Genomic DNA, 20185 nt, shown 5'->3' with positions numbered 1-20185 from the left:
CATGTTCAGGAGCCGCTATGGCCATACAAACCCCGGTACAACAACGTTCAAAATTGCCGGACGTCGGAACCACGATTTTTACGGTGATCGGCCAGCTTTCCGCGCAGCACAAGGCGATAAATCTTTCTCAAGGTGCCCCCAATTTCCCCTGCGATCCGAAACTGGTCGCTGGGGTCACCAAAGCCATGCAGGAAGGGCATAACCAGTACGCCCCAATGACCGGCCTGGCGTCCCTGAAACAGCTGATTGCCGACAAAGTGGCGAGCCTTTACGGGACCGTGTATGACCCTGCCGATGAGGTGCTGGTCACCGCCAGCGCCAGCGAAGGGCTTTATTCTGCCATCGGCGGCCTGGTACATCCCGGCGATGAAGTTATCTACTTTGAGCCTTCTTTCGACAGCTACGCGCCGATTGTCCGCCTGCAGGGCGCCAAACCGGTGGCGCTCAAGCTAAGCCTGCCGGATTTCACCGTTGACTGGGACGAAGTGCAGGCGGCGATTACGCCACGCACGCGGATGATCATCGTGAACACGCCGCATAACCCAAGCGGGCAGGTGTTCAGTGCCCATGACCTGGAAATGCTGGCGGCGGTAACTCGCGACACCGACATTGTGATCCTGTCCGATGAAGTGTATGAACACATCGTCTTTGACGGCAAAAAACACCACGGCATGGCGACGCACCCGCAGCTTGCCGAGCGCAGCGTGATTGTGTCGTCATTCGGTAAAACCTTCCACGTCACAGGCTGGCGGGTCGGGTATTGCCTGGCTCCGGCGGCGCTGATGGATGAAATCTGCAAGGTGCATCAGTTCCTGATGTTCTCCGCCGACACGCCGATGCAGTATGCCTTCGCCGACTATATGAGCGACCCGCAAACTTATCTTTCACTGGCGGCGTTTTATCAGCGCAAGCGTGATTTAATGCAGTCTTTGCTGGCTGATTCGCCGTTTGAACTGTTGCCGAGCGGTGGGTCATTCTTCCTGTTGGCTCGCTTCGGGCACTTCAGCGATGAGTCCGACAGTGAGATGGTGAAGCGGTTAATCACCGACTACGGTGTGGCGACCATTCCGCTGTCCGCGTTTTATACCGACGGTACTGACAATAAAATTATCCGGCTCTCATTTGCCAAAGATGAAGCCACATTACGGGCGGGCGCTGAGGCGCTGGGCCAGGTTAAGCCACGCTGATAAGGGGTCATGATGAAAAAAGTGTATGCGCTAAGTTTGCTGCTTGGGCTGTGTTCTTCGTTTTCTGCGCTGGCCGCCGGCGAACTGCGCTATGGCCTTGAGGCTGAATATCCGCCGTTCGAAAGCCGCAACAGCGCGGGCGAGCTGGAAGGGTTTGACGTCGAACTGGGCAAAGCCATTTGCCAGGCGGCCAGCCTGAAATGTACCTGGGTTGAAACGTCGTTTGATTCACTGATCCCGGGGCTGGTGGCGAAGAAGTTTGACGCCATCAACTCGGCAATGAACATCACCGAGCAGCGCCGAAAAAGTATTGATTTTACGCAGCCAATCTACCGTATTCCGTCTCAGCTAGTGGGTAAAGAAGGCAGCGGCCTTGAAGCCACGGCGGAAGGGCTGAAAGGAAAAACCATCGGCGTGCTCCAGGGCTCCATTCAGGAAACCTATGCCAAAGAGCACTGGGAAAAGCAGGGCGTGAATGTCGTGTCGTACAAAGACCAGAATATGGCCTGGGCTGACTTGCTGAATGGCCGTATTGATGCCTCGCTGGTGATGTCCGCGGCGGGCCAGGCTGGCTTCCTCAGCACGCCGCAGGGCAAGGGCTTTGGCTTTATCGGCAAACCGGTCAGCGACGACACTATCCTCGGCAGCGGGATTGGCTTTGGCCTGCGGAAAGGTGACGCTGTCACGAAAAAAGAACTGGATGCTGCCATCGATAAGGTGAAAGCCGACGGCACCGTGACGAAGCTCGCGCAGAAGTTCTTCCCTGGCATCGACGTTAGCGTGAAGTAATGTTTATCAGGGCTCGTCGGCACACTGGCTGACGGGTCTTTAACGCTTTTTTCGCCAGGCAATGGCGAATTTTTCGGTGATATCTGGTTTCCTGAAAAAAAAACTTCGTTCCTCCCCCAAACGCCTTCTCCGCCCATTGGATTCACTGTGAATTTTGTCTAGAGTGTGCGGTCGTACAGGTAGCAGTCTCTTGCCGCTGTTCTTCCCGTAAGGAGGAACAAAACACATCGACACATAAGGACGATTTCTCAGGCATGAATCGCAGACGTTTTATCCAGGCCTCTATGGCTCTCGCCGCTGCCTGCGGCACGCCAACCCTTGCCACGCTGTTCTCCCGAAGCGCCTTTGCCGCCGAATCCGGCATCGCTGACGGGCATTCAACCGCCTTCGATTTTGCGGTGCTTCAGGGCATGGCGCACGACCTGTCGAAAAAACCATGGGGTGGTGCACCGCGCGCGCTGCCCAATACCCTGGCTAACCTGACGCCTCAGGCTTATAACGCCATTCAATACGACGCCGATCATTCGCTGTGGAACAACATCGAAAACCGCCAGCTTGACGTGCAGTTCTTCCACGTTGGCATGGGGTTCCGCCGCCGCGTCAGAATGTTCTCGCTGGATTCCGCCACCCATCAGGCGCGCGAAATCCACTTCCGCCCGGAATTGTTTAACTACAACAATGCTGGCGTAGACACCAAACAGCTCGAAGGCCAGACGGATCTCGGCTTTGCCGGCCTTAAAGTCTTTAAGGCACCGGAGCTGGCGCGTCGTGACGTGGTGTCCTTCCTCGGGGCGAGCTATTTCCGTGCCGTGGACAGCACATATCAGTACGGCCTTTCCGCCCGTGGCCTCGCGGTAGACACCTTCACCGACACACCGGAAGAGTTCCCGGACTTCACCTCGTTCTGGTTTGAAACGCCGAAAGCCTCCGACACGACTTTTGTGGTCTATGCCTTACTCGACAGCCCGAGCGTGACCGGCGCGTACAAATTTATTATCAGCTGTGAAGCCGAGCGCGTGGTGATGGAGGTGGACAACCACCTTTATGCCCGTAAAGACGTCAAGCAACTGGGCATCGCGCCGATGACCAGCATGTTTGCCTGCGGCACCAATGAACGCCGGACCTGCGACACTATTCACCCGCAAATTCACGATTCCGACCGCCTGGCCATGTGGCGCGGTAACGGCGAATGGATTTGCCGTCCGCTGAATAACCCGCAGAAACTTCAGTTCAACGCCTTTATGGACGAGAACCCGAAAGGCTTTGGCTTGCTGCAGCTGGATCACGACTTTGCCAGCTACCAGGACATCATGGGCTGGTACAACAAGCGTCCGAGCCTGTGGGTGGAGCCGCGTAACAAGTGGGGTAAAGGCACCGTTGGCCTGATGGAAATTCCGACCACCGGCGAAACGCTCGACAATATTGTCTGCTTCTGGCAGCCGGAAAAACCGGTCAAAGCAGGGGATGAGTTCGAGTTCAAATATCGCCTCTACTGGAGCGGTCTGCCGCCGGTGACAACGGACCTGGCTCGCGTTTACGCCACCCGCACCGGGATGGGCAGCTTCCCGGAAGGCTGGGCACCGGGTGAACACTTCCCGGAAAAATGGTCCCGCCGCTTTGCTATCGACTTTATCGGGGGCGATTTGAAAGCCGCCGCACCGAAGGGCATTGAGCCGGTGATTACGCTCTCCAACGGCGAAGCGAAGCAGGTAGAGATCCTCTACGTTGAACCGTTTGACGGCTACCGCATTCTGTTTGACTGGTACCCGACCAATGATTCCACCGACCCGGTCGAGATGCGCATGTTCCTGCGCTGCCAGGGCAAAGCCATCAGTGAAACCTGGCTTTACCAGTACTTCCCGCCGCCGCCGGACAAACGTAAATACGTTGACGACCGCGAAATGCGTTAATCCTCCAGCCCCGCCGCGTAAAAGCTGCGGGGCTTTTTTTATCTATTTTTCAGCTGCCTGGTCAGCGCCCCGATGATGTAGCTGTTCAGCGACATTTGTTGCTCGGCGGCGGCGATGGCCAGATGTTCCCCAAAGGATTCAGGATAGCGGAGGGTGAATGTTTTCATTTTTTCTTCTTTTTCAAAAGGCTCAATGCCCGCTGTGCTGCAATCTTCCAGATAGCACTGCAAAGACGTTTCACCTTCACGAATCAGCCCTGACGCGCTATCAGCGACAAAATCACAATATCCCGTCAGGCCGAGAAACTTTCCGCGAAAGAGATTAATTTCGGAGACCCAGGTGATTAACGCCGGTTGCCCGCAAATGATCATGATATTTGGCAGTGGTTCTGCAGTGGTCATGGTGTGACTCCGATACTCTCAAACCATTCTTTCAGGTTGGTAATAGCCCCTTTGTCGGTTTAAGGGGAGGGATGGGGGCGATGAAAGTGGGCAATACTGCCGTTAAGCTGGAAACGTATACGAGAGCCGCGGCCGGGGCTGACATCTCCGCCAAGTGCAAGTATCAGTCTTTCTACATCCTGCCATTTCACCCCAGACGGCACGGGCTTGGTGAAAATTTGAATTAGCGTCTGACGATGTTTGTTTCTTAGATAGTCCTTTCCATACCCCATGATTCCTTCCATGATTCAACGTGCATTGTCATCGTAGTATATCGTGTTTTGACTTCAATATTTGAAGTCATTTTCGCGATATATTCCATATTTTGATGAAAATGCATGCAATGGTTTTTCAACGACATTGGTTTTTGGCATTGATTTTACATTTAACCATAGTGAATTTTTATGCATTTATTTTTGACTACCATAAATCAGAGTCAACATACTGGGGAAAAGTGACATATGATGACTGTCACCTTCTAACAAAAGCAGGAGTCACGAGTGGAACAGCAGCAGGCCTGGCAGGATGAAGTGATTGCGGTTAATGATGACATCGAGCTGCATTCGGTGCACGAGCGGTTCGTGAAGGACGTTTTTTCCCTGGTGCAGCGTAACAAGAGCTGGCTGCAAAAGGCGATGAACTGGCCGCAGTATGTTGTTTCCGAGGATGACACCCGCAAAACGCTGCAGGGGAACTATGTTCTCCACCATAAGGGCTACGCGAAGATGTTTATGATCCTCTATCGCGGTGAGCTGGCGGGCGTTTTTTCTTTTAACCAGATAGTCCCGACCGACAAAACGGCCTACATCGGCTACTGGCTAAGCGAGGATCGGCAGGGCAAAGGGATCATTTCCGCCGTGATTGAGGCCGCGATCGGCAAATATGCGGGGGAAGGGACGGTACGCCGGTTTGTTATCAAATGCATCGTCACCAACGAGGCCAGCAACCGGGTGGCTCAACGCAACGGCTTTGCCCTTGAAGGCTGCCTGAAGCAGGCTGAATTTCTGAATGACGAGTTCCACGATCAGAATATTTACGGGCGCATTATTGATTAAAAAATGCCATAAAACGGCGTGCGGGTAATTCGCTGCGCGCCGTTAATATCCTTCATGCCGCGAAGATGAATCAGTTCGCCGCCAAAGCCTTCCACTGCAGCCTCGTCATAAATCTGCACGTTGTTTTCGATAAGCACGTTACCCATCACTTTCGCCTCGCCATACACTTGTACATTGTTGTCCAGCAGAACCGGGCCGCCGATAAGTGCCGCATTACCGTAAACCTGGACGCGGTGCTTGAGTACGCAATCCCCTTCAATAAGGGCGTTGCCGTAAACTTGAGAGGAGTAGCGGATGGTCGGGATTTGGCTGTCGCCGCTGCCGGCGATGATACGTGCATTGCCTGAAATCTGCGCGCAGTCGCAAATCCAGACATTGTTCTCTGCATTGCCTTCAATGACTGCATTATCGAAAATGGCTGAGCGGTGTTCGACAAAGGCATTGTTCACGCGGGCGTGGCCGTAGATTTGTGCCTGATGGACGATGCGTGAGGCCAGCACCGTGGCGTTTCCGTAGATTTGCAGCCGCATTTCTGTATCTTCGGTCAGCCCCAGCACGGCAATCACCTGGCTCTGCTGCAACACGCGGGCCGAGCCGGAAACAGAGCATTCGCCGCTGATGCGGGAATCCTCGACCTGCGCGGTGCCTCCCACTTTTGCGTGATGACAGATTTCAGACTCGCCGAGAATTTTTGCATCATCTTCAACACGTGCGCCGTTCCAGGCGAGAGCGCCAGGCTCAAGCCAGCAGGTTCCCTCGTGGCTCAGGTTCGCTTCTTCTTCAATCCAGCCTCCGCATTGCCCGGCCACGACGCTACCAAAAGCGCGAAGCGCCTCAATTTGCCAGAGCCGAACTTGCCGCTGTTCGCCCTCGTGCGGATAATCATGAAGCCGTGAAACCTCAGTGAGCCGATATTTTTTCATGGTGGATTCTCGCAGTGCACTGCTGATAAACGTAGCAGGTAATTCACCGGCGTAGCGTTTGGCGGCGTAATCGCATAAAATGCATTTAAAATACATTTTAAAAAATAAACAAAATGAATAAACCGACCGCCGGCAGCTTTATCAATCTCCCCGCAGGCTACTTTGGCATGGTGCTGGGCACCATCGGCATGGGGTTCGCGTGGCGATATGCCGCCACGATATGGCCAGTGCCGTCGTTTGTTGGTGAGACGCTGGTGGCGCTTGCTGCAGGTATCTGGTTGCTGCTGGCGTTAGCGTTTCTGACGCGCCTGGTGCTCTACCCGCACAGCGTGATTGCAGAAATTCATCATCCTTTGATGAGCAGCTTTGTGAGCCTGTTCCCGGCGACAACCATGCTGGTAGCCATCGGCGTGGCGCCTTATCTGCGCCCGCTCGCCGCAGTGATGTTTGGTTTTGGTGCCGTGGTACAGCTTTGTTATGCCGCATGGCAATCCGCCGGATTATGGCGGGGCACGCACCCGCAGGATGCCACGACGCCGGGGCTGTATTTGCCCACCGTTGCCAATAACTTTATCAGCGCGATGGCCTGTGGTGCGTTGGGTTATCACGACCTGGGGATCTTGTTCCTCGGGGCCGGTGTGTTTTCCTGGCTCAGCCTGGAACCGGCGATTTTGCACCGCATGCGCAGCGCCGGGGAACTGCCCACGCCGGTGCGCACCTCGCTGGGCATTCAGCTTGCCCCAGCACTGGTGGCCTGTAGCGCTTACCTGGCCGTGAACGGCGGCGTGACGGATTTCTTTGCCAAAATGCTGTTTGGCTACGGCCTGCTGCAATTGCTCTTCATGCTGCGCTTAATGCCCTGGTACCTTGCGCAGCCGTTCAATGCCTCCTTCTGGAGCTTCTCATTCGGCATTTCTGCGCTGGCCACCACGGCACTCCACCTGAGTGCTGGCAGCGGGGACGGGCTGTTTCACGTCATTGCCGTGCCGCTTTTTATTTTTACTAATGTGATTATCGGCCTGCTGCTGGTGCGTACTTTTATCCTGCTGATGCAGGGGAAACTGATTTTGCGCACCGCGCGGCCTGAAAAAAAGGATCTGTCATGACCGAGAAGTCTGAAAGCTACTACAGCGAAAAATACGGCTTAACCGCCACACACTCTGACGTGCTGAACGCCGTGAAGTACGTTGCCCCTGGCAAAACGCTGGATCTTGGCTGCGGCGGCGGGCGCAACAGTCTGTACCTGAACCAGAAAGGGTTCGACGTCACCGCCTGGGATAAAAACCCGATGAGCATCGCCAGGCTGAATCAGATTATCGAGACGGAAGGGCTGAAAAATATTGCCACCGCCGAGGTTGACCTGAACCAGTTGAGCTTTGACGGCGAGTACGATTTTATTCTCTCCACCGTGGTGATGATGTTCCTCGAACGCAGCACGATCCCAGGACTTATCGCCAATATGCAGCGCTGCACCAAACCCGGAGGCTACAATCTGATTGTGGCGGCCATGGATACCGAGGATTTCCCGTGCACGGTCGGCTTCCCGTTTGCTTTTAAAGAGGGCGAACTGCGGAACTACTACGAAGGGTGGGAACTGGTTAAGTACAACGAGGACGTGGGGCAGTTGCACAAGACCGATGAGAACGGCAACCGCATCAAGCTGCGTTTTGCCACGATGCTGGCGCGTAAGAAGTAATAATTAACCCTCACCCCGGCCCTCTCCCTGGAAGGGAGAGGGGGAACAATCGCGTGCTCTGCGCTAATTCCCTCTCCCCTTTGGGGAGAGGGTTAGGGTGAGGGGAAAATTACTTCGCCGCCAACAGGCAAAGCTTCAACGCCACATTGTAAGAAGCCTCAAACGCCCGCAGCGGTAAAAACTCAAATCGCGAATGGAAATTGTGCGCACCGGTAAAGAAGTTCGGCGTCAGCAACCCTTTAGCCGAAAGCGCTGCGCCATCCGTGCCCCCGCGCATTGGAATGACCTTTGGTTCAATCCCCAGCTCATCCAGGGCGGCAAAAATCAAATCAATGGCCCGGCGATCGTCGGTAATGGCGTTACTGATGTTGCTGTAAGTATCGCTGAGGCTGAACTCCACGCGTGCGGTCGGGTATTGCGCGGCAATCTTCTGCGCCACTTCGCCAATCTGCTGTTTGCGGCGTTCAAAGTTGGCCAAATCGAAGTCGCGAATATTTGCCTTCAGCAGCGCTTCGCTTTGTGAAGCCTGCATCCCGTTAAACCACACGTAACCCTCGCGGCCTTCGGTATGTTCTGGCGTTTGTTGGCGGTCAAAGTGGCTGATGTAGTCCATCGCCATCAGCAGCGGATTAACCAGCACGCCTTTGGAGGACATTGGATGGCTGGTGACGCCGGTGAATTTAAGCTCTGCGTGGGCAGCGTTGAAGTTTTCATACACTACTTCGCCCAGCTCACAGCAGTCGATAGTCCACGCGAAGTCCACGTCAAAACGCGCCAGATCCAGCGCTTTGGCGCCACACAGGCCAATTTCTTCATCCGGGACGAAGGCCACCACGATGTCGCCGTGCTGGTGCTCCGGCGTCAGGTTTTCCAACAGCGTCATCACCACCGTGACGGCGGCCTTGTTGTCCGCGCCCAGCACGCTGGTGCCGTCGCTGAAGATAATCTCTTCCCCAGGATAAGCGTTGATTTCAGGGTGTTCTGACGTGCGCAGCCAGATGTTCTCTTTGGCATTCAGGCATAAATCTTCCCCCGTGAAGCGCAGGATCTGCGGATGAATATCCGGGGAAAGGCCAACATCAACGGTATCAATGTGCGTAATGAACCCCACGCGCGGTGCACCGGCCACGTTACCTTTCTTCACGGCGGTTACCGTGGCGTGCTCATCAATCACAATATTTTCTAGGCCCAGCGTTCGCAGTTCTTCCGCGAGCAGGCTGGCCATTTCGTGTTGCCCTGGGGTGCTGGGCAGGCTGCTGACTCGCGGATCGCTTTGGCTGGTCACCGCCAGATAACGAAAGAAGCGTTGGGTGAGCTGCTCGCTCAGCGACGAAGACATAGTGTTTCCTTATTGTTCGATGTTGTTTGTTGGCAATGTAAATTTAATGTTATTTATTAAGGCGCTTTGCACAAGCTTTATTCATTCAGGGTCAGGACAAACACCACAGGAAGACAGCGATGAAAACAAAGATTACAACGCTTGCACTTGCCCTAGCGGCGCTCTCCATCAGTACCAGCGTGGCGGCCAGCACGCTGGTTTATTGCTCCGAAGGCTCACCGGAAAACTTCAACCCGCAGCTCTACACCTCGGGCACCAGCGTGGATGCCAGCGCGGTGCCGGTTTATAACCGGCTGGTGGATTTTAAAGTCGGCACCACGGAACTGCAGCCCAGCCTGGCGGAAAGCTGGGACGTCAGCGAAGACGGAAAAGTCTATACCTTCCATCTGCGTAAAGGCGTTAAGTTCCAGAGCAACAAATACTTCAAGCCCACCAGAGACTTCAACGCGGATGACGTGATTTTCTCATTTATGCGCCAGAAAGATCCGAAGCATCCGTATCACAATGTCTCCAACGGCAACTATTCCAATTTTGAAAGCCTGGAGTTTGGCAAGCTGATCACGGCGATTGATAAAGTGGATGACAACACGGTGCGCTTCACCCTGGCGCACCCGGAAGCGCCGTTTGTCGCGGATTTGGGCTGGTATTTTGCCTCGATTCTCTCTGCCGAATACGCCGATGTCATGATGAAGGCCGGCACGCCGGAGCGCGTGGATTCCGACCCTATCGGCACCGGGCCATTTGAGCTGAAGCAATATCAGAAAGACTCCCGCATTCTCTATACCGCTTTCCCGGATTACTGGCAGGGCAAATCAAAAATCGACCGCCTGGTGTTCTCCATCACCCCGGATGCGTCGATTCGCTATGCCAAACTTGAGAAAAATGAATGCCAGGTGATGCCGTTCCCGAACCCGGCGGATCTGCCGCGAATGAAGGAAAACAAAGATATAACCCTGATGCAAAAAGCGGGGCTGAACACCGGTTTCCTTGCCTTTAACACTCAGAAGCCGCCGCTGGATAACGTGAAAGTGCGCCAGGCGCTGGCGATGGCGATTAACAAACCGGCCATCATCGAAGCGGTGTTCCACGGCACGGGTATCGAGGCGAAAAATTTGCTGCCGCCGGGAGTGTGGAGCGCGGACGACAAGCTCAAAGATTACGATTACGATCCTGAAAAAGCGAAGGCGCTGCTCAAAGAAGCCGGGTTTGCCAATGGCATGAGCATTGACCTGTGGGCGATGCCGGTTCAGCGTCCGTATAACCCTAACGCTAAACGTATGGCAGAAATGATTCAGGCTGACTGGGCGAAAGTTGGCGTAACGGCGAAAATCGTCACCTACGAATGGGGCGAGTACCTCAAGCGAGTGAAGGGCGGTGAGCACCAGGCGGCGCTGATGGGCTGGACGACGGCCACCGGTGACCCGGACAACTTCTTCGGGCCGCTGTTTACCTGCACGTCGGCCAACGGCGGTTCTAACTCCTCCAAATGGTGCTACCAGCCGTTTGATAAGCTGATCCTTGAAGCCCGCGCCGAGGGGAACCACGATAAGCGAGTCGAACTCTACAAAGAAGCGCAGCAAATGATGCATGACCAGATGCCTGCGGTGATGATTGCCCACTCCACGATTTTCGAGCCGGTGCGTAAAGAGGTGACCGGGTATGAAATTGACCCGTTCGGTAAGCATATTTTTTATCAGGTGGATGTGAAGAAGTAAGTGGGCTGAAGGTCCCTCGTCCTTTAAGGGCGAGGGAATAAACAAGATTGCATGTCGTTTCCCCCTCTCCCTTTTGGGGAGAGGGCCGGGGTGAGGGGCTTTACCCACTCGGCCCCAAATAAACCGCTACACCGTACTGCGTTCACTCACCGCCTCAACCGGCGCAACTGTCGCCGCCTGATTCGCCTGTTGCTCCTCGCGGAACTTCAGGTTATCCCAGACCCGGAAGAACGGGTAATACATCACCAGCGAGATAGCCAGGTTCACAATCTGCAGAATTGAGCCGGAAACATGGCCGCCCGTCGCTAAATAGCCGCTAACGATAATAGGCGTCGTGAACGGCAGCGCAATCCCCGCAGGCGGCGCCACCAGGCCGGTTGCCATCGCCGTGTAGGAGACAATCACCAGCACCACTGGGGTCAGAATAAACGGCACCACCAGGTACGGGTTCATCACCAGCGGAATACCAAACACCATCGGTTCGCTGATGTTAAACAGGCTGCCCGGCGCGGCAATTTTACCCAGTTGCTTCATCTGCACGCTGCGGCTGCGGATCAGCATAAAGATCACCAGGCCTAACAGCGCGCCGGTGCCGCCAGGGGCAATCCACAGGTCGTAGAACTGTTGGGTAATGATGTGCGGGATAGGCAGGCCGTTCTGGAATGCTGCCAGGTTCTCGGACATGTTGGTCAGCCAGACCGGGCGGATAAACACCAGCACGATGGTGTCACCGTGCAGGCCGAGCGTCCACAGAATGCCAATCAGGATCACCGACACAATCATTCCCGGTAACGAGCCGCCAATGTGGCTCATCGGGATGCCGACCAGATCGGTGATCATGGTGTTGATGTCACCAAACGGCGTGGCTTCCACCAGCAGGCGAAGCGCCAGCACTACCGCCAGCACGCAGAAACCCGGCACTAGCGCGAGGAACGATTTTGCTACCGCTGGCGGCACACCCTCTGGCATGCGGATTACCAGATTACGGTTGCTGATAAACCGGTAAATTTCGGTAGAAAGCAGGGCGATCAGAATCGCGACAAACAGTCCCTGACTGCCAATTTGCCCCATCGGCAGCACGCCCTTCACGAACTCAGCTGGCCCCCCGGACGGTGGGGTAAACATAATGTTCTGCGGGATGGTCATGATAAAGGCGACCAGCGACACGGCCCCGGCGGTAAGCGGGTCGATGGTGCGGTATTTTTCGGCAAGACGATAGGCGATCCCGAAACTTGAAATAATCGCCATGATGTCATAGGTCGCTTTGACCGGATAAAGCAGCTTGGTCTGCCACGTGGCACCAAACAGATCGGTCATTAGCTGGGGGTAACCCGGCACCGGCAGATAAGCGAAAATCAGGAAGAAAGAGCCAATCAGCATGAACGGCATGTTCAGAATGATCCCGTCGCGGACGGAAAGCACGTGCTTTTGCCCGGCGATTTTCAGCGCCACGGGCAGCACATATTTTTCAAGAAACGATTTCTTTGCGGACACGGTTACCCCTGTCCCGGCGCATGGCCGGGCATTATTGTTATTGATTTCTGTTGTGGGGTGGGCGTACAGCGTCACCCACCGGTAAGCGGCGCTAATTAAACTGCGGCAGCCACGCCTTGTTGCTTGCAAGCACTTCGTCGAGCAACGCCTGAGCGATATTCACGTCAGCCACCAGCGGGTTCGCTATCAGCGCCAGGAGTGCCTGCTGCTTATCGCCGTGAACCGCCGCTTCAATCGTCAGTCGTTCAAAGTCTTTCACCTGTTGAGTCAGGCCATTCATCAGGGGAGGAAGTTTGCCGAAGGCCAGCGGATGAGCCCCCAGCGCATCGATCACGCAGTTGGTTTCGATCACCGCGTCGTCCGGTAGCCCCTGAATAGCGCCGTTGTTGGCGGTATTCACCACCATCTGTTTGCCGAGGTTGTTGTGCAGGGCGTCGATAAGCTCCAGGGCCACTTCCGAATAGAACGAGCCGCCGCGCTGGCTCAACTGCTCCGGCTTTTTGTCGAGCTGCGGGTTGGCGTACAGCTCAAACAATTCGGCCTCGACTTTCATCACCTGTTCGGCGCGGGTGCCTTTCCCGTTAGCTGCATCAGCCAGCTCGTCTTTGAGCATGGTGCGGGTTTGCCAGAAGTAACGATGGTACGGGCAAGGGATCGCTTTCAGGGCACGCAGCAGGGCGGGCGGCCACGGAATCGCTTTAATGTTGTTCATCGACAACTGCTCGCCGTCGCACAACATCTCAATGACTTCGGCTGTCGCGTCACGGCTATCGGCAATCACCTCGTGCACCCATACCATGTGGTTGAGCCCGGCGAAGCGCAGCGTGACTTTGTCGTAAGGCAGTTGAAGCATGTCAGCGATGGTGTGGTGCATGGTCACCGGCACGTTGCACAGGCCAACAATGTTGGCGGAGCTGTAGCGGGAAACCGCCTCGGTGACGATCCCTGCCGGGTTGGTGAAATTAATAATCCACGCGTTCGGGGCCAGGCGCTCAACGCGTTTAGCGATGTCCAGCATCACCGGAATAGTCCGCAGCGCTTTGGCAAAACCGCCGACGCCGGTGGTCTCCTGGCCCAGTAGCTCGTGGCTGAGGCCCAGGCGTTCGTCGGCGGCACGGGCGGGCAGTTGCCCCACGCGAAGCTGGGTCAGCACAAAGCTGGAACCCGCAATCGCGGCGTCTGGTTCGTAATGCACCGTCACTTTGACCTGCTCCAGCCCTTTGCTGTCGAACATGCGGCGAGCCAGCGCGGCGATGATTTCAACCTTCTGGCGGCCCGCTTCTACATCCACCAGCGCCAGCTCCGTCATCGGCAGGGCGGCATGGCGCAGAATCAGGCCTTCAATCAGTTCCGGGGTGTAGCTGCTTCCCCCGCCCACAACGGTAATTTTCATTGGTTTCTCCAGGTTATCAGGCCATCAGAGTTATGGCTTTATCCAGTACGCGGTCGCCGCGCATGGTGCCGTAATCCATCATGTCGATCACCGCGACTGGTTTGCCGAGCGGGGCTGAAAGCTCGGAAAGGCGGGCCAGTTCGAACTGTACCTGAGGGCCGAGCAGCACCACGTCGGCGCTCTGGAGGTGGCTTTCAATTTCGGCCACAGAGACAGCGTCAATTTGAACGTCCAGGGCGCGTTTCGTGGCCTCGGCGCGCATTTTCTGCACCAGCATGCTGGTGGACATCCCCGCGGCACAACACAACATGATCTTTTTCATTACCTTTATCCTTCAAATTGAAAACGTGTTTCAAACAACAGCGCGTTTATTCAGCATGTATGAAAATTATTTTCATGACCGTGATCTGCGTTGGATTATTGGTTTCCCGAATGTTAAAGGAATAACAAGGCTTTTACGGAAGGGGACGAAACTGCGGCAAGGCAACGCGGCAAAGTTAATTGAAAAATAATTTCAACGCATTATGATGATTTATCCGCCTGCGACGCAGACACAAGGAACCTTTCAGCGATGGATATTGTTTACCACCTGGTCCATGGTTTAGCCGACTCTTCTCCCCAGGAAACGCGGCTGGCCCGCTTTTTTCTGGAGAATTTCTTCCAGCTACCGGATGCCACCATGGAGCAGCTGGCGGCGCGCGCGGGTGTCAGTCAGGCTACGCTCCAGCAGTTCGCACGCACTATTGGCTGCAGCGATATGAATGATTTCCTCGGCCAGGTTCGCCACCAGCAGCACGACAGCCGGGTACAGGATTTGCTGGCAGCGCCGTCCCAAATGTTGGGAGATGCCGCCTGGGTGGATAACGACACGCTGCAGTTTCTCGCCAACCGGGGAGGCGTGGCTAAAGATGTTCTGGAGCGTTTTTCTCATTCCATCGGACGGGAGACTGAGGGCGACATTATCAGCCGGATCCGTCAGCGGCTGGCGGAGTTCAGCCAGCAGGAAGCGAGAGTTGCGCAGGCTATTTTGCACGATCCGGGCTTTGCGTCGTCGGCAACAATCGACCAGCTTGCCCAGGCTGCGGGCGTCAGTCCGGCTACCATCACACGCTTTGCCAGAGCCGCAGGCTGCGACGATATTCGCGATTTACGCATGAAGCTGGCTCAGGCCAGCACCGCCATACCGGGCAGTGAGCTGCCTGCTGCCTGGCAGCAGCGGTTAAACGGCATTCAGCAGGCGCTAACTCAGCAACTGGAAACGCTCCCGGAAGCCAATGTTTCGCGCGCTGTTTCGCTGTTGAAGCAAGCGAAAGCGATTCATATTTTCAGCGCAGGCACGGCAGACACGCCTTTTGCCAGCCTTTTGCAGTACCGGCTGCTGACGCAGGGCCAGCCCGCCAGCGTCTGTTATGACCCGGCACTGATGAGTTTCACCGCCTCCATGTTGAATCGCGAGCAGGCGATGATCGTCTTTGCCAGCTCGACGCCGGACAGCGCGCTGCTGGCGGCGGTGCAGCAGGCCCGGCGGCAGGGCGCAGCCATCATTATGGTGACGAAAGATCCCGCCAGCGTGGCCCATACCGGAGATGTCTGGCTGCCACCCGGTGAAGGGCATTATGGCGCGTTATTGATTGTTGACCTGCTTTGCGATGGTCTTGCTGCTCCCGACGATGAGCGCAAGATCTGAGTTTTGACATCAAGGTGGCTTAACCCCCACACAATGTATCGTTTTTTGCTATACCTGAATGGCTTATCCCCACAAACAGGATCAAACGATGCGTAGCAAAACGTATTTTAAAGTGGCTTGTCTGGCAGGTTTATTCGCGCTGGCGGGGTGTGCTTCAAAAACTACCGCGCCGGAAAAATACTCTGGTTTTTTAAAAGATTATTCCGGTTTGCAGGAGACAAAATCGGCAACCGGTAAAACGGTTATGCGTTGGGTTGACCCGAACTTCAAACCCGGTAACTACGACAGCCTGGTCTACAATCCGGTGGTCTACTATCCGACGCCAAGGCCCACGACCCAAATAGGTCAGAACACGCTGGATGGCCTGCTGGCGTACACCAACACCAAGCTAAAAGCCGCGGCGGCACAGCGGAAACCGTTGGTCACGACGCCAGGCCCGCACAGCCTTATTTTCCGGGGCGCGATAACTGGCGTCGACAGCACCAAAGAAGGGCTGCAGTTCTATGAAGTGATCCCGATTGCGATGGTCGTTGCGGGCACGCAAATGGCCACCGGCCACCGCACCATGAATACCGATCTCTATTTCGAAGGTGAACTGATTGATGCGGCGACCAATAAGCCCGTTTTACGTGTGGTGCGTAAGGGCGAAGGGAAAGTGCTCAGCAACGAAAATGCCAAAGTCACCGTCGATACCCTGAAACAGGTGGTAGATGATTTGGCCACCGATGCCACGATGTTTGACGTGCCGAATAAATAACGTTGAGCGTGCCAACTGAAACCGCAGCCCGGTAAGCGCTGCGGTTTTTTTATTACGCCAGTTTTCTCCGCCATGGCAGCCACTGTTCCGGCTTAGCGAACATCACCAGGTTGCCCAGCAGAATCATCACCAGCCCCAGCACGGCGTTAGCGTGCCAGACGTACCCTTCGTAGAGCGTGGACAGCGTCAGCGCCACCAGCGGGAAGAGCAGCGTACTGTAGGCGGCCTGGCTCGCCCCGATGCGGCCTACCAGCGTGAAATAGGCACCAAAGGCTATCACCGAACCAAAAATCGCCAGGTAAAGCAGCGAGCTAATGTAGCGCACGGTGAAATCCGGCATAAACGACTCGCCGCTTGCCAGCGCGACTATGCCCATAATCGCGGTGCCGTAAAACATCGCATAGGTATTGGTCGACAGCGTTTCCAGGCCCCGACTTTGATGGCGGGCGCTGATCATATTTCCCAGCGAAAAACCAAAGGTGCCGAGCGCGCTAAGGCCGATACCGATCAGTAGCGAAGGTGCCATTTGTGTGGCTGCAAGGTCGTGCCAGAACAAGGCTACGATGCCGGCAATGCCCAGCGCGGCGGCGGGTAATACGCGGGGAGACGGTTTCTTGCGGAAGAACAGAAAATTGTTGAAGGCGTTGAACAGCACCGCCATCGAGAAGATTACCGACTCCAGGCCGGAGCTGATATAGGCCGCCGCATGGTAGAAGCAGAAGAAGTTGAAGCCAAAAACACAGGCACCCTGCAGGACGCAAAACAGGTGGTCTTTGAGTCCGATGCGCTTCAGGCGACCCAGAGCAAGCAGCACCACGAGCATCACCACTGCTGCCACGGCAAAACGCCAGAAAATAGACACGGGGACGGAAACAACGCCCTGTTGCATATAAATGGCTATCCAGGTTGTTCCCCAAATCACCACCACCAGAATATAAAGTACAGCGTTCATTGTTGTTCTCGTCAGTCAAAACCAGATGACAAGTCTCCATTTTTTCTGACTCTGCGACTTTCATCGGGGCAGGCAACTTGCATATTCTTGCGGTTTTTTTTCACGGCGGCAGTGGCGACGGCGGCGCGCAGTCCTTACACTAGCCATTATGTTCCAGAAGCCGACTCCCGCTATGACCGCGCCATACCACGCCTTTGAAAACCTGCAGCAGCACAAAGCCCGCCTGAACGGCAGCGTTCAGCTTGGTTCAGGGATTCAGCTTGCCGCCTGGTCCAACGGAAATGACTGCATTACACAGCGCTGCGATCACCACACGCTGAGCCTGTACGTGACTGAAGGGTACGAAACGTACCAAAAGACGGCTTCGGGCTGGCGCAACGGCGGCGGCCCGGATCGCTTCTGTATCATGCCGGAAGACAGCGAATCAACGTGGGACGTACGGGATGACTTCTCGTTTGTGCACCTGTACTGCACCGACGAGCATCTGAAAGACATTGCCGCGCAGATTTGGGACCGCAGTCCGGCGGCCATCAACCTTGATGAAAAAACCTTTGCCGACGACCCGCGCATAACTCAGCTTTATCGCCATTTCCTGCTGAGCAACGACTGGCAGCAGCGAGCAAATCACCTGACGTTAAGCACGGCTTCTACGCTGCTGTTGACGCATCTGGTGCAGCATTACAGTAGCGTACAGTGGAAACTGCCGACGGTGCGCGGCGGGCTGGCCCCTGCGGTACTGCGCAATGCACAGGCGTATATCGAACAGAATCTGAGTGAGGCGTTGACCCTTGGCGAGCTTGCCCGGCTGGCGGATCTCAGCGAATACCACTTTGCACGTATGTTTAAACAGTCCACCGGCCTGGCGCCTCATCAGTACGTTATGCAGCGCAGAATGGCGAAGGCGGAAACCCTGGTGCGCCAGGGGAAACTGCCGCTGACGGAGATCGCGATGGCCTGCGGGTTCAGTTCACCCAGCCACTTCAGCAACCGCTTTAAAAGCGTCTTCGGCGCTACGCCGTCGCAGCTACGCGCGCTTCAGCCTTAAAAGCGCGGTGTAGCAAATCCCCCCGGCGATCACGCCCCAAAATGCAGAGCTGACGCCCAGCAGATTGACCCCGGATGCGGTGACCAAAAACGTCACAATGGCGGCGTCCCTGTCGCGCTCGTGGTTCAGTGCCTGGTGCAGGCTTCCGGCAATGGTGCCCAACAGGGCTAGTCCGGCAAGGGTATGGATCCAGGCGAGCGGCAGCGCCGTCAACAGCGTTGAAATCGCCCCGCCAAACGCCCCTGCGAGTAAATAAAACACCCCAGCAGCTGCGGCGGCAAGCCAGCGTTTGTCTTTGTCCGGATGCGCTTCCGCGCTCTGGCAAATGGCGGCGGTAATGGCGGCAATGCAAACCGAAAACACCCCGAACGGCGCCAGCAACAGGGCGATTAACGCCGTCACGACGATCAGCGGTGAAACCGGGACTTTGTAGCCGGAAGCCGCCAGCGTGGCGACGCCTGGGGCATTTTGTGAGGCCATCGTTACCAGGAAGAAGGGCACGCCGATGCCCAGCAGGCTGGCGAGGCTAAACGAGGGGGGAATGAATTCAGGCACAACGACAGCAACCGGGACGTTCCCGGCGTGAAGTTCGCCGCTGATAAAGCAAATCAGTAAGCCAACCAACATAGCGACAACCACGGCATAGCGCGGAGCAAACACTTTTGCCAGCAGCCAGCCGGCCAGCATACTGATGCACAGTAAAAAGTGACCCTGTAACGATGTGAACGTGTCGAGGCCAAACCGCAGCAAAACCCCGGCCAGCATGGCGGCGGAGAGCGTAGGGGGGATCAGGCGCATCAGCCTGGCGAACAGCCCGGTGACGCCGCAAATCAGGATCAGCAGCGAAGCGAAAATAAAAATGCCCACCGCCTCGTTCAGGCTGTAGCCCGGCAGACTGGTGGCCAGCAGCGCCGCGCCCGGCGTTGACCAGGCCGTCAGGAGAGGCGCGCGATACCACAGCGTTAACCCCAGCGTGCTGATCCCCATGGCGATACCCAGCATCGTCAACCAGCCGGCGATTTGGTGCGGGCTGGCACCTGCGGCATCTGCGGCCTGCCAGATAATGGCAGCAGAACTGGCATAGCCAACCAGGACGGCAACAAAACCGGCCAGAACAGTGGGGAACGGCGGGAGATAAAGACGCATATTTGACTCGCTGTGCGTTATAACGTCCGGGGAATATAGCATCGTGCGTTATAGCGTACAAGGCGCTATACTTCGCCCTCAACGGGAGGAGAGAATGGACATAGCGCAACATCTGGCGAGCACCCTGAAAAGCCTGCGTCAGGCCAGAGGCTGGAGTCTGACCTTCGCGGCGGAACAAACCGGCGTCTCTAAAGCCATGCTCGGGCAAATCGAACGCAACGAATCCAGCCCGACTGTCGCCACATTATGGAAAATTGCCACCGGCTTTAACGTGCCGTTTTCGGTGTTCCTTGAAGCCGGTTCCACGCCCGTTCGCCCGGTCTTTGACCCGCAGCAGCGGGAAATGGTGGTGGTGCCGATTTTTCCTTACGATCCGCACCTGCGTTTTGACCACTTTTCTATTCGCCTCGCCCCCGGCGCGCTCAGCGAGTCGTCGGCACACGATAGCGGCGTTATCGAGCATGTGGTGGTGATAAGCGGTGCACTGGATATGAATATTGATGGACTCTGGCAGACGTTGCTGGCCGGAGAAGGCTTAAAATTTCACGGCGATCGCCCCCACGCTTACCGTAATCCAGGCGCCGATGAGACGCATTTTCATTCGCTGATTCACTATCCGGCGACGACGGCATAATCCCTCTATTTTTGCGCGGGGGA

19 protein-coding genes and 1 pseudogene are annotated in these 20185 nt (G+C 55.9%); 11 read left to right on the top strand and 9 right to left on the bottom strand.

The genetic code is table 11. The features are described 5' to 3' along the window. Window positions 1-17: 17 nt before the first annotated feature. From B9Y90_RS15670 to B9Y90_RS15660, 3 genes are all read left to right on the top strand, one after another. Window positions 18-1187 (top strand): pyridoxal phosphate-dependent aminotransferase, encoded by a 1170-nt coding sequence (locus tag B9Y90_RS15670; protein ID WP_085541782.1) that lies wholly within the window; start codon window positions 18-20, stop codon window positions 1185-1187. Between the two features lie 12 nt (window positions 1188-1199). Then, window positions 1200-1976: a transporter substrate-binding domain-containing protein gene (locus B9Y90_RS15665; protein ID WP_085541781.1), complete on the top strand. Its 777-nt coding sequence runs from the start codon at window positions 1200-1202 to the stop codon at window positions 1974-1976. A 254-nt stretch (window positions 1977-2230) separates the two neighbouring features. Further along, entirely contained in the window at window positions 2231-3886 is a 1656-nt protein-coding gene (locus B9Y90_RS15660; RefSeq protein ID WP_085541780.1) for a glucan biosynthesis protein D, read from the top strand. Window positions 3887-3924: 38 nt separating this feature from the next. On the opposite strand, the gene B9Y90_RS15655 is transcribed toward B9Y90_RS15660, so the two are convergent. Both B9Y90_RS15655 and B9Y90_RS15650 read right to left on the bottom strand, forming a co-directional pair. Next, complete coding sequence (locus tag B9Y90_RS15655) at window positions 3925-4287, bottom strand: type II toxin-antitoxin system HicB family antitoxin (protein WP_085541779.1); 363 nt, start codon at window positions 4285-4287, stop codon at window positions 3925-3927. Continuing rightward, window positions 4284-4559: pseudogene (locus B9Y90_RS15650) on the bottom strand (type II toxin-antitoxin system HicA family toxin). The gene B9Y90_RS15655 and the pseudogene B9Y90_RS15650 overlap by 4 nt, the downstream one beginning before the upstream one ends. Window positions 4560-4826: 267 nt before the next feature. Here B9Y90_RS15650 and rimL point away from each other — a divergent pair. Further along, complete coding sequence (rimL, locus tag B9Y90_RS15645; RefSeq protein WP_085541778.1) at window positions 4827-5381, top strand: 50S ribosomal protein L7/L12-serine acetyltransferase; 555 nt, start codon at window positions 4827-4829, stop codon at window positions 5379-5381. On the opposite strand, the gene ydcK is transcribed toward rimL, so the two are convergent. Continuing rightward, complete coding sequence (gene ydcK, locus B9Y90_RS15640) at window positions 5378-6304, bottom strand: YdcK family protein (protein WP_176227874.1); 927 nt, start codon at window positions 6302-6304, stop codon at window positions 5378-5380. The two genes, rimL and ydcK, sit on opposite strands and share 4 nt — an antisense overlap. Window positions 6305-6417: 113 nt before the next feature. Between ydcK and tehA the strand changes: the two genes are divergently transcribed. Both tehA and tehB read left to right on the top strand, forming a co-directional pair. After that, window positions 6418-7410 carry a dicarboxylate transporter/tellurite-resistance protein TehA gene (tehA, locus tag B9Y90_RS15635; RefSeq protein WP_139827403.1) on the top strand — a complete coding sequence of 331 codons (993 nt, stop codon included), beginning with the start codon at window positions 6418-6420 and terminating at the stop codon, window positions 7408-7410. Then, window positions 7407-8000 (top strand): tellurite resistance methyltransferase TehB, encoded by a 594-nt coding sequence (gene tehB / locus B9Y90_RS15630; protein WP_039292666.1) that lies wholly within the window; start codon window positions 7407-7409, stop codon window positions 7998-8000. Before tehA ends, tehB begins: the two co-directional genes overlap by 4 nt. 109 nt (window positions 8001-8109) lie before the next feature. Here the strand turns inward: tehB and pepT are convergent, their stop codons facing one another. Beyond that, complete coding sequence (gene pepT / locus B9Y90_RS15625; protein WP_039292669.1) at window positions 8110-9339, bottom strand: peptidase T; 1230 nt, start codon at window positions 9337-9339, stop codon at window positions 8110-8112. Between the two features lie 119 nt (window positions 9340-9458). Between pepT and B9Y90_RS15620 the strand changes: the two genes are divergently transcribed. Then, the gene (locus tag B9Y90_RS15620; RefSeq protein WP_085541775.1) at window positions 9459-11054 is read left to right on the top strand and encodes an ABC transporter substrate-binding protein; all 1596 of its coding nucleotides are present in this window, start codon (window positions 9459-9461) and stop codon (window positions 11052-11054) included. Window positions 11055-11180: 126 nt separating this feature from the next. On the opposite strand, the gene celB is transcribed toward B9Y90_RS15620, so the two are convergent. From celB to B9Y90_RS15605, 3 genes are all read right to left on the bottom strand, one after another. After that, on the bottom strand, window positions 11181-12548 hold the full coding sequence (gene celB, locus B9Y90_RS15615) for a PTS cellobiose transporter subunit IIC (RefSeq protein ID WP_085541774.1): 1368 nt from the start codon (window positions 12546-12548) through the stop codon (window positions 11181-11183). 91 nt (window positions 12549-12639) lie between these two features. Then, window positions 12640-13941, bottom strand: coding sequence for a 6-phospho-beta-glucosidase (locus B9Y90_RS15610; RefSeq protein ID WP_085541773.1), 1302 nt, complete (start codon window positions 13939-13941; stop codon window positions 12640-12642). A gap of 16 nt (window positions 13942-13957) precedes the next feature. Continuing rightward, window positions 13958-14263 carry a PTS sugar transporter subunit IIB gene (locus B9Y90_RS15605; RefSeq protein ID WP_085541772.1) on the bottom strand — a complete coding sequence of 102 codons (306 nt, stop codon included), beginning with the start codon at window positions 14261-14263 and terminating at the stop codon, window positions 13958-13960. A 249-nt stretch (window positions 14264-14512) separates the two neighbouring features. Here B9Y90_RS15605 and B9Y90_RS15595 point away from each other — a divergent pair, with 249 nt between their 5' ends. Continuing rightward, window positions 14513-15628 carry a MurR/RpiR family transcriptional regulator gene (locus tag B9Y90_RS15595; protein WP_085541770.1) on the top strand — a complete coding sequence of 372 codons (1116 nt, stop codon included), beginning with the start codon at window positions 14513-14515 and terminating at the stop codon, window positions 15626-15628. Between the two features lie 88 nt (window positions 15629-15716). Further along, on the top strand, window positions 15717-16385 hold the full coding sequence (locus tag B9Y90_RS15590) for a DUF3313 domain-containing protein (protein ID WP_085541769.1): 669 nt from the start codon (window positions 15717-15719) through the stop codon (window positions 16383-16385). A gap of 52 nt (window positions 16386-16437) precedes the next feature. On the opposite strand, the gene B9Y90_RS15585 is transcribed toward B9Y90_RS15590, so the two are convergent. Next, the gene (locus tag B9Y90_RS15585) at window positions 16438-17337 is read right to left on the bottom strand and encodes a DMT family transporter (protein ID WP_085541768.1); all 900 of its coding nucleotides are present in this window, start codon (window positions 17335-17337) and stop codon (window positions 16438-16440) included. A gap of 172 nt (window positions 17338-17509) precedes the next feature. Between B9Y90_RS15585 and B9Y90_RS15580 the strand changes: the two genes are divergently transcribed. Beyond that, a complete protein-coding gene (locus B9Y90_RS15580) occupies window positions 17510-18382 on the top strand; it encodes a helix-turn-helix domain-containing protein (protein WP_085541767.1) in 873 nt (290 codons plus the stop codon). Here the strand turns inward: B9Y90_RS15580 and B9Y90_RS15575 are convergent. Continuing rightward, entirely contained in the window at window positions 18362-19528 is a 1167-nt protein-coding gene (locus B9Y90_RS15575; protein ID WP_085541766.1) for a benzoate/H(+) symporter BenE family transporter, read from the bottom strand. The two genes, B9Y90_RS15580 and B9Y90_RS15575, sit on opposite strands and share 21 nt — an antisense overlap. 94 nt (window positions 19529-19622) lie before the next feature. Between B9Y90_RS15575 and B9Y90_RS15570 the strand changes: the two genes are divergently transcribed. Further along, complete coding sequence (locus B9Y90_RS15570; RefSeq protein WP_085541765.1) at window positions 19623-20162, top strand: helix-turn-helix domain-containing protein; 540 nt, start codon at window positions 19623-19625, stop codon at window positions 20160-20162. Window positions 20163-20185 lie beyond the last annotated feature (23 nt).

This window comes from Cedecea sp. NFIX57 (assembly GCF_900177785.1).
In the GTDB taxonomy this organism is placed as follows: Bacteria; Pseudomonadota; Gammaproteobacteria; order Enterobacterales; family Enterobacteriaceae; genus Cedecea; species Cedecea neteri_C.
This window is presented reverse-complemented; position numbering and strand designations above follow the sequence as displayed.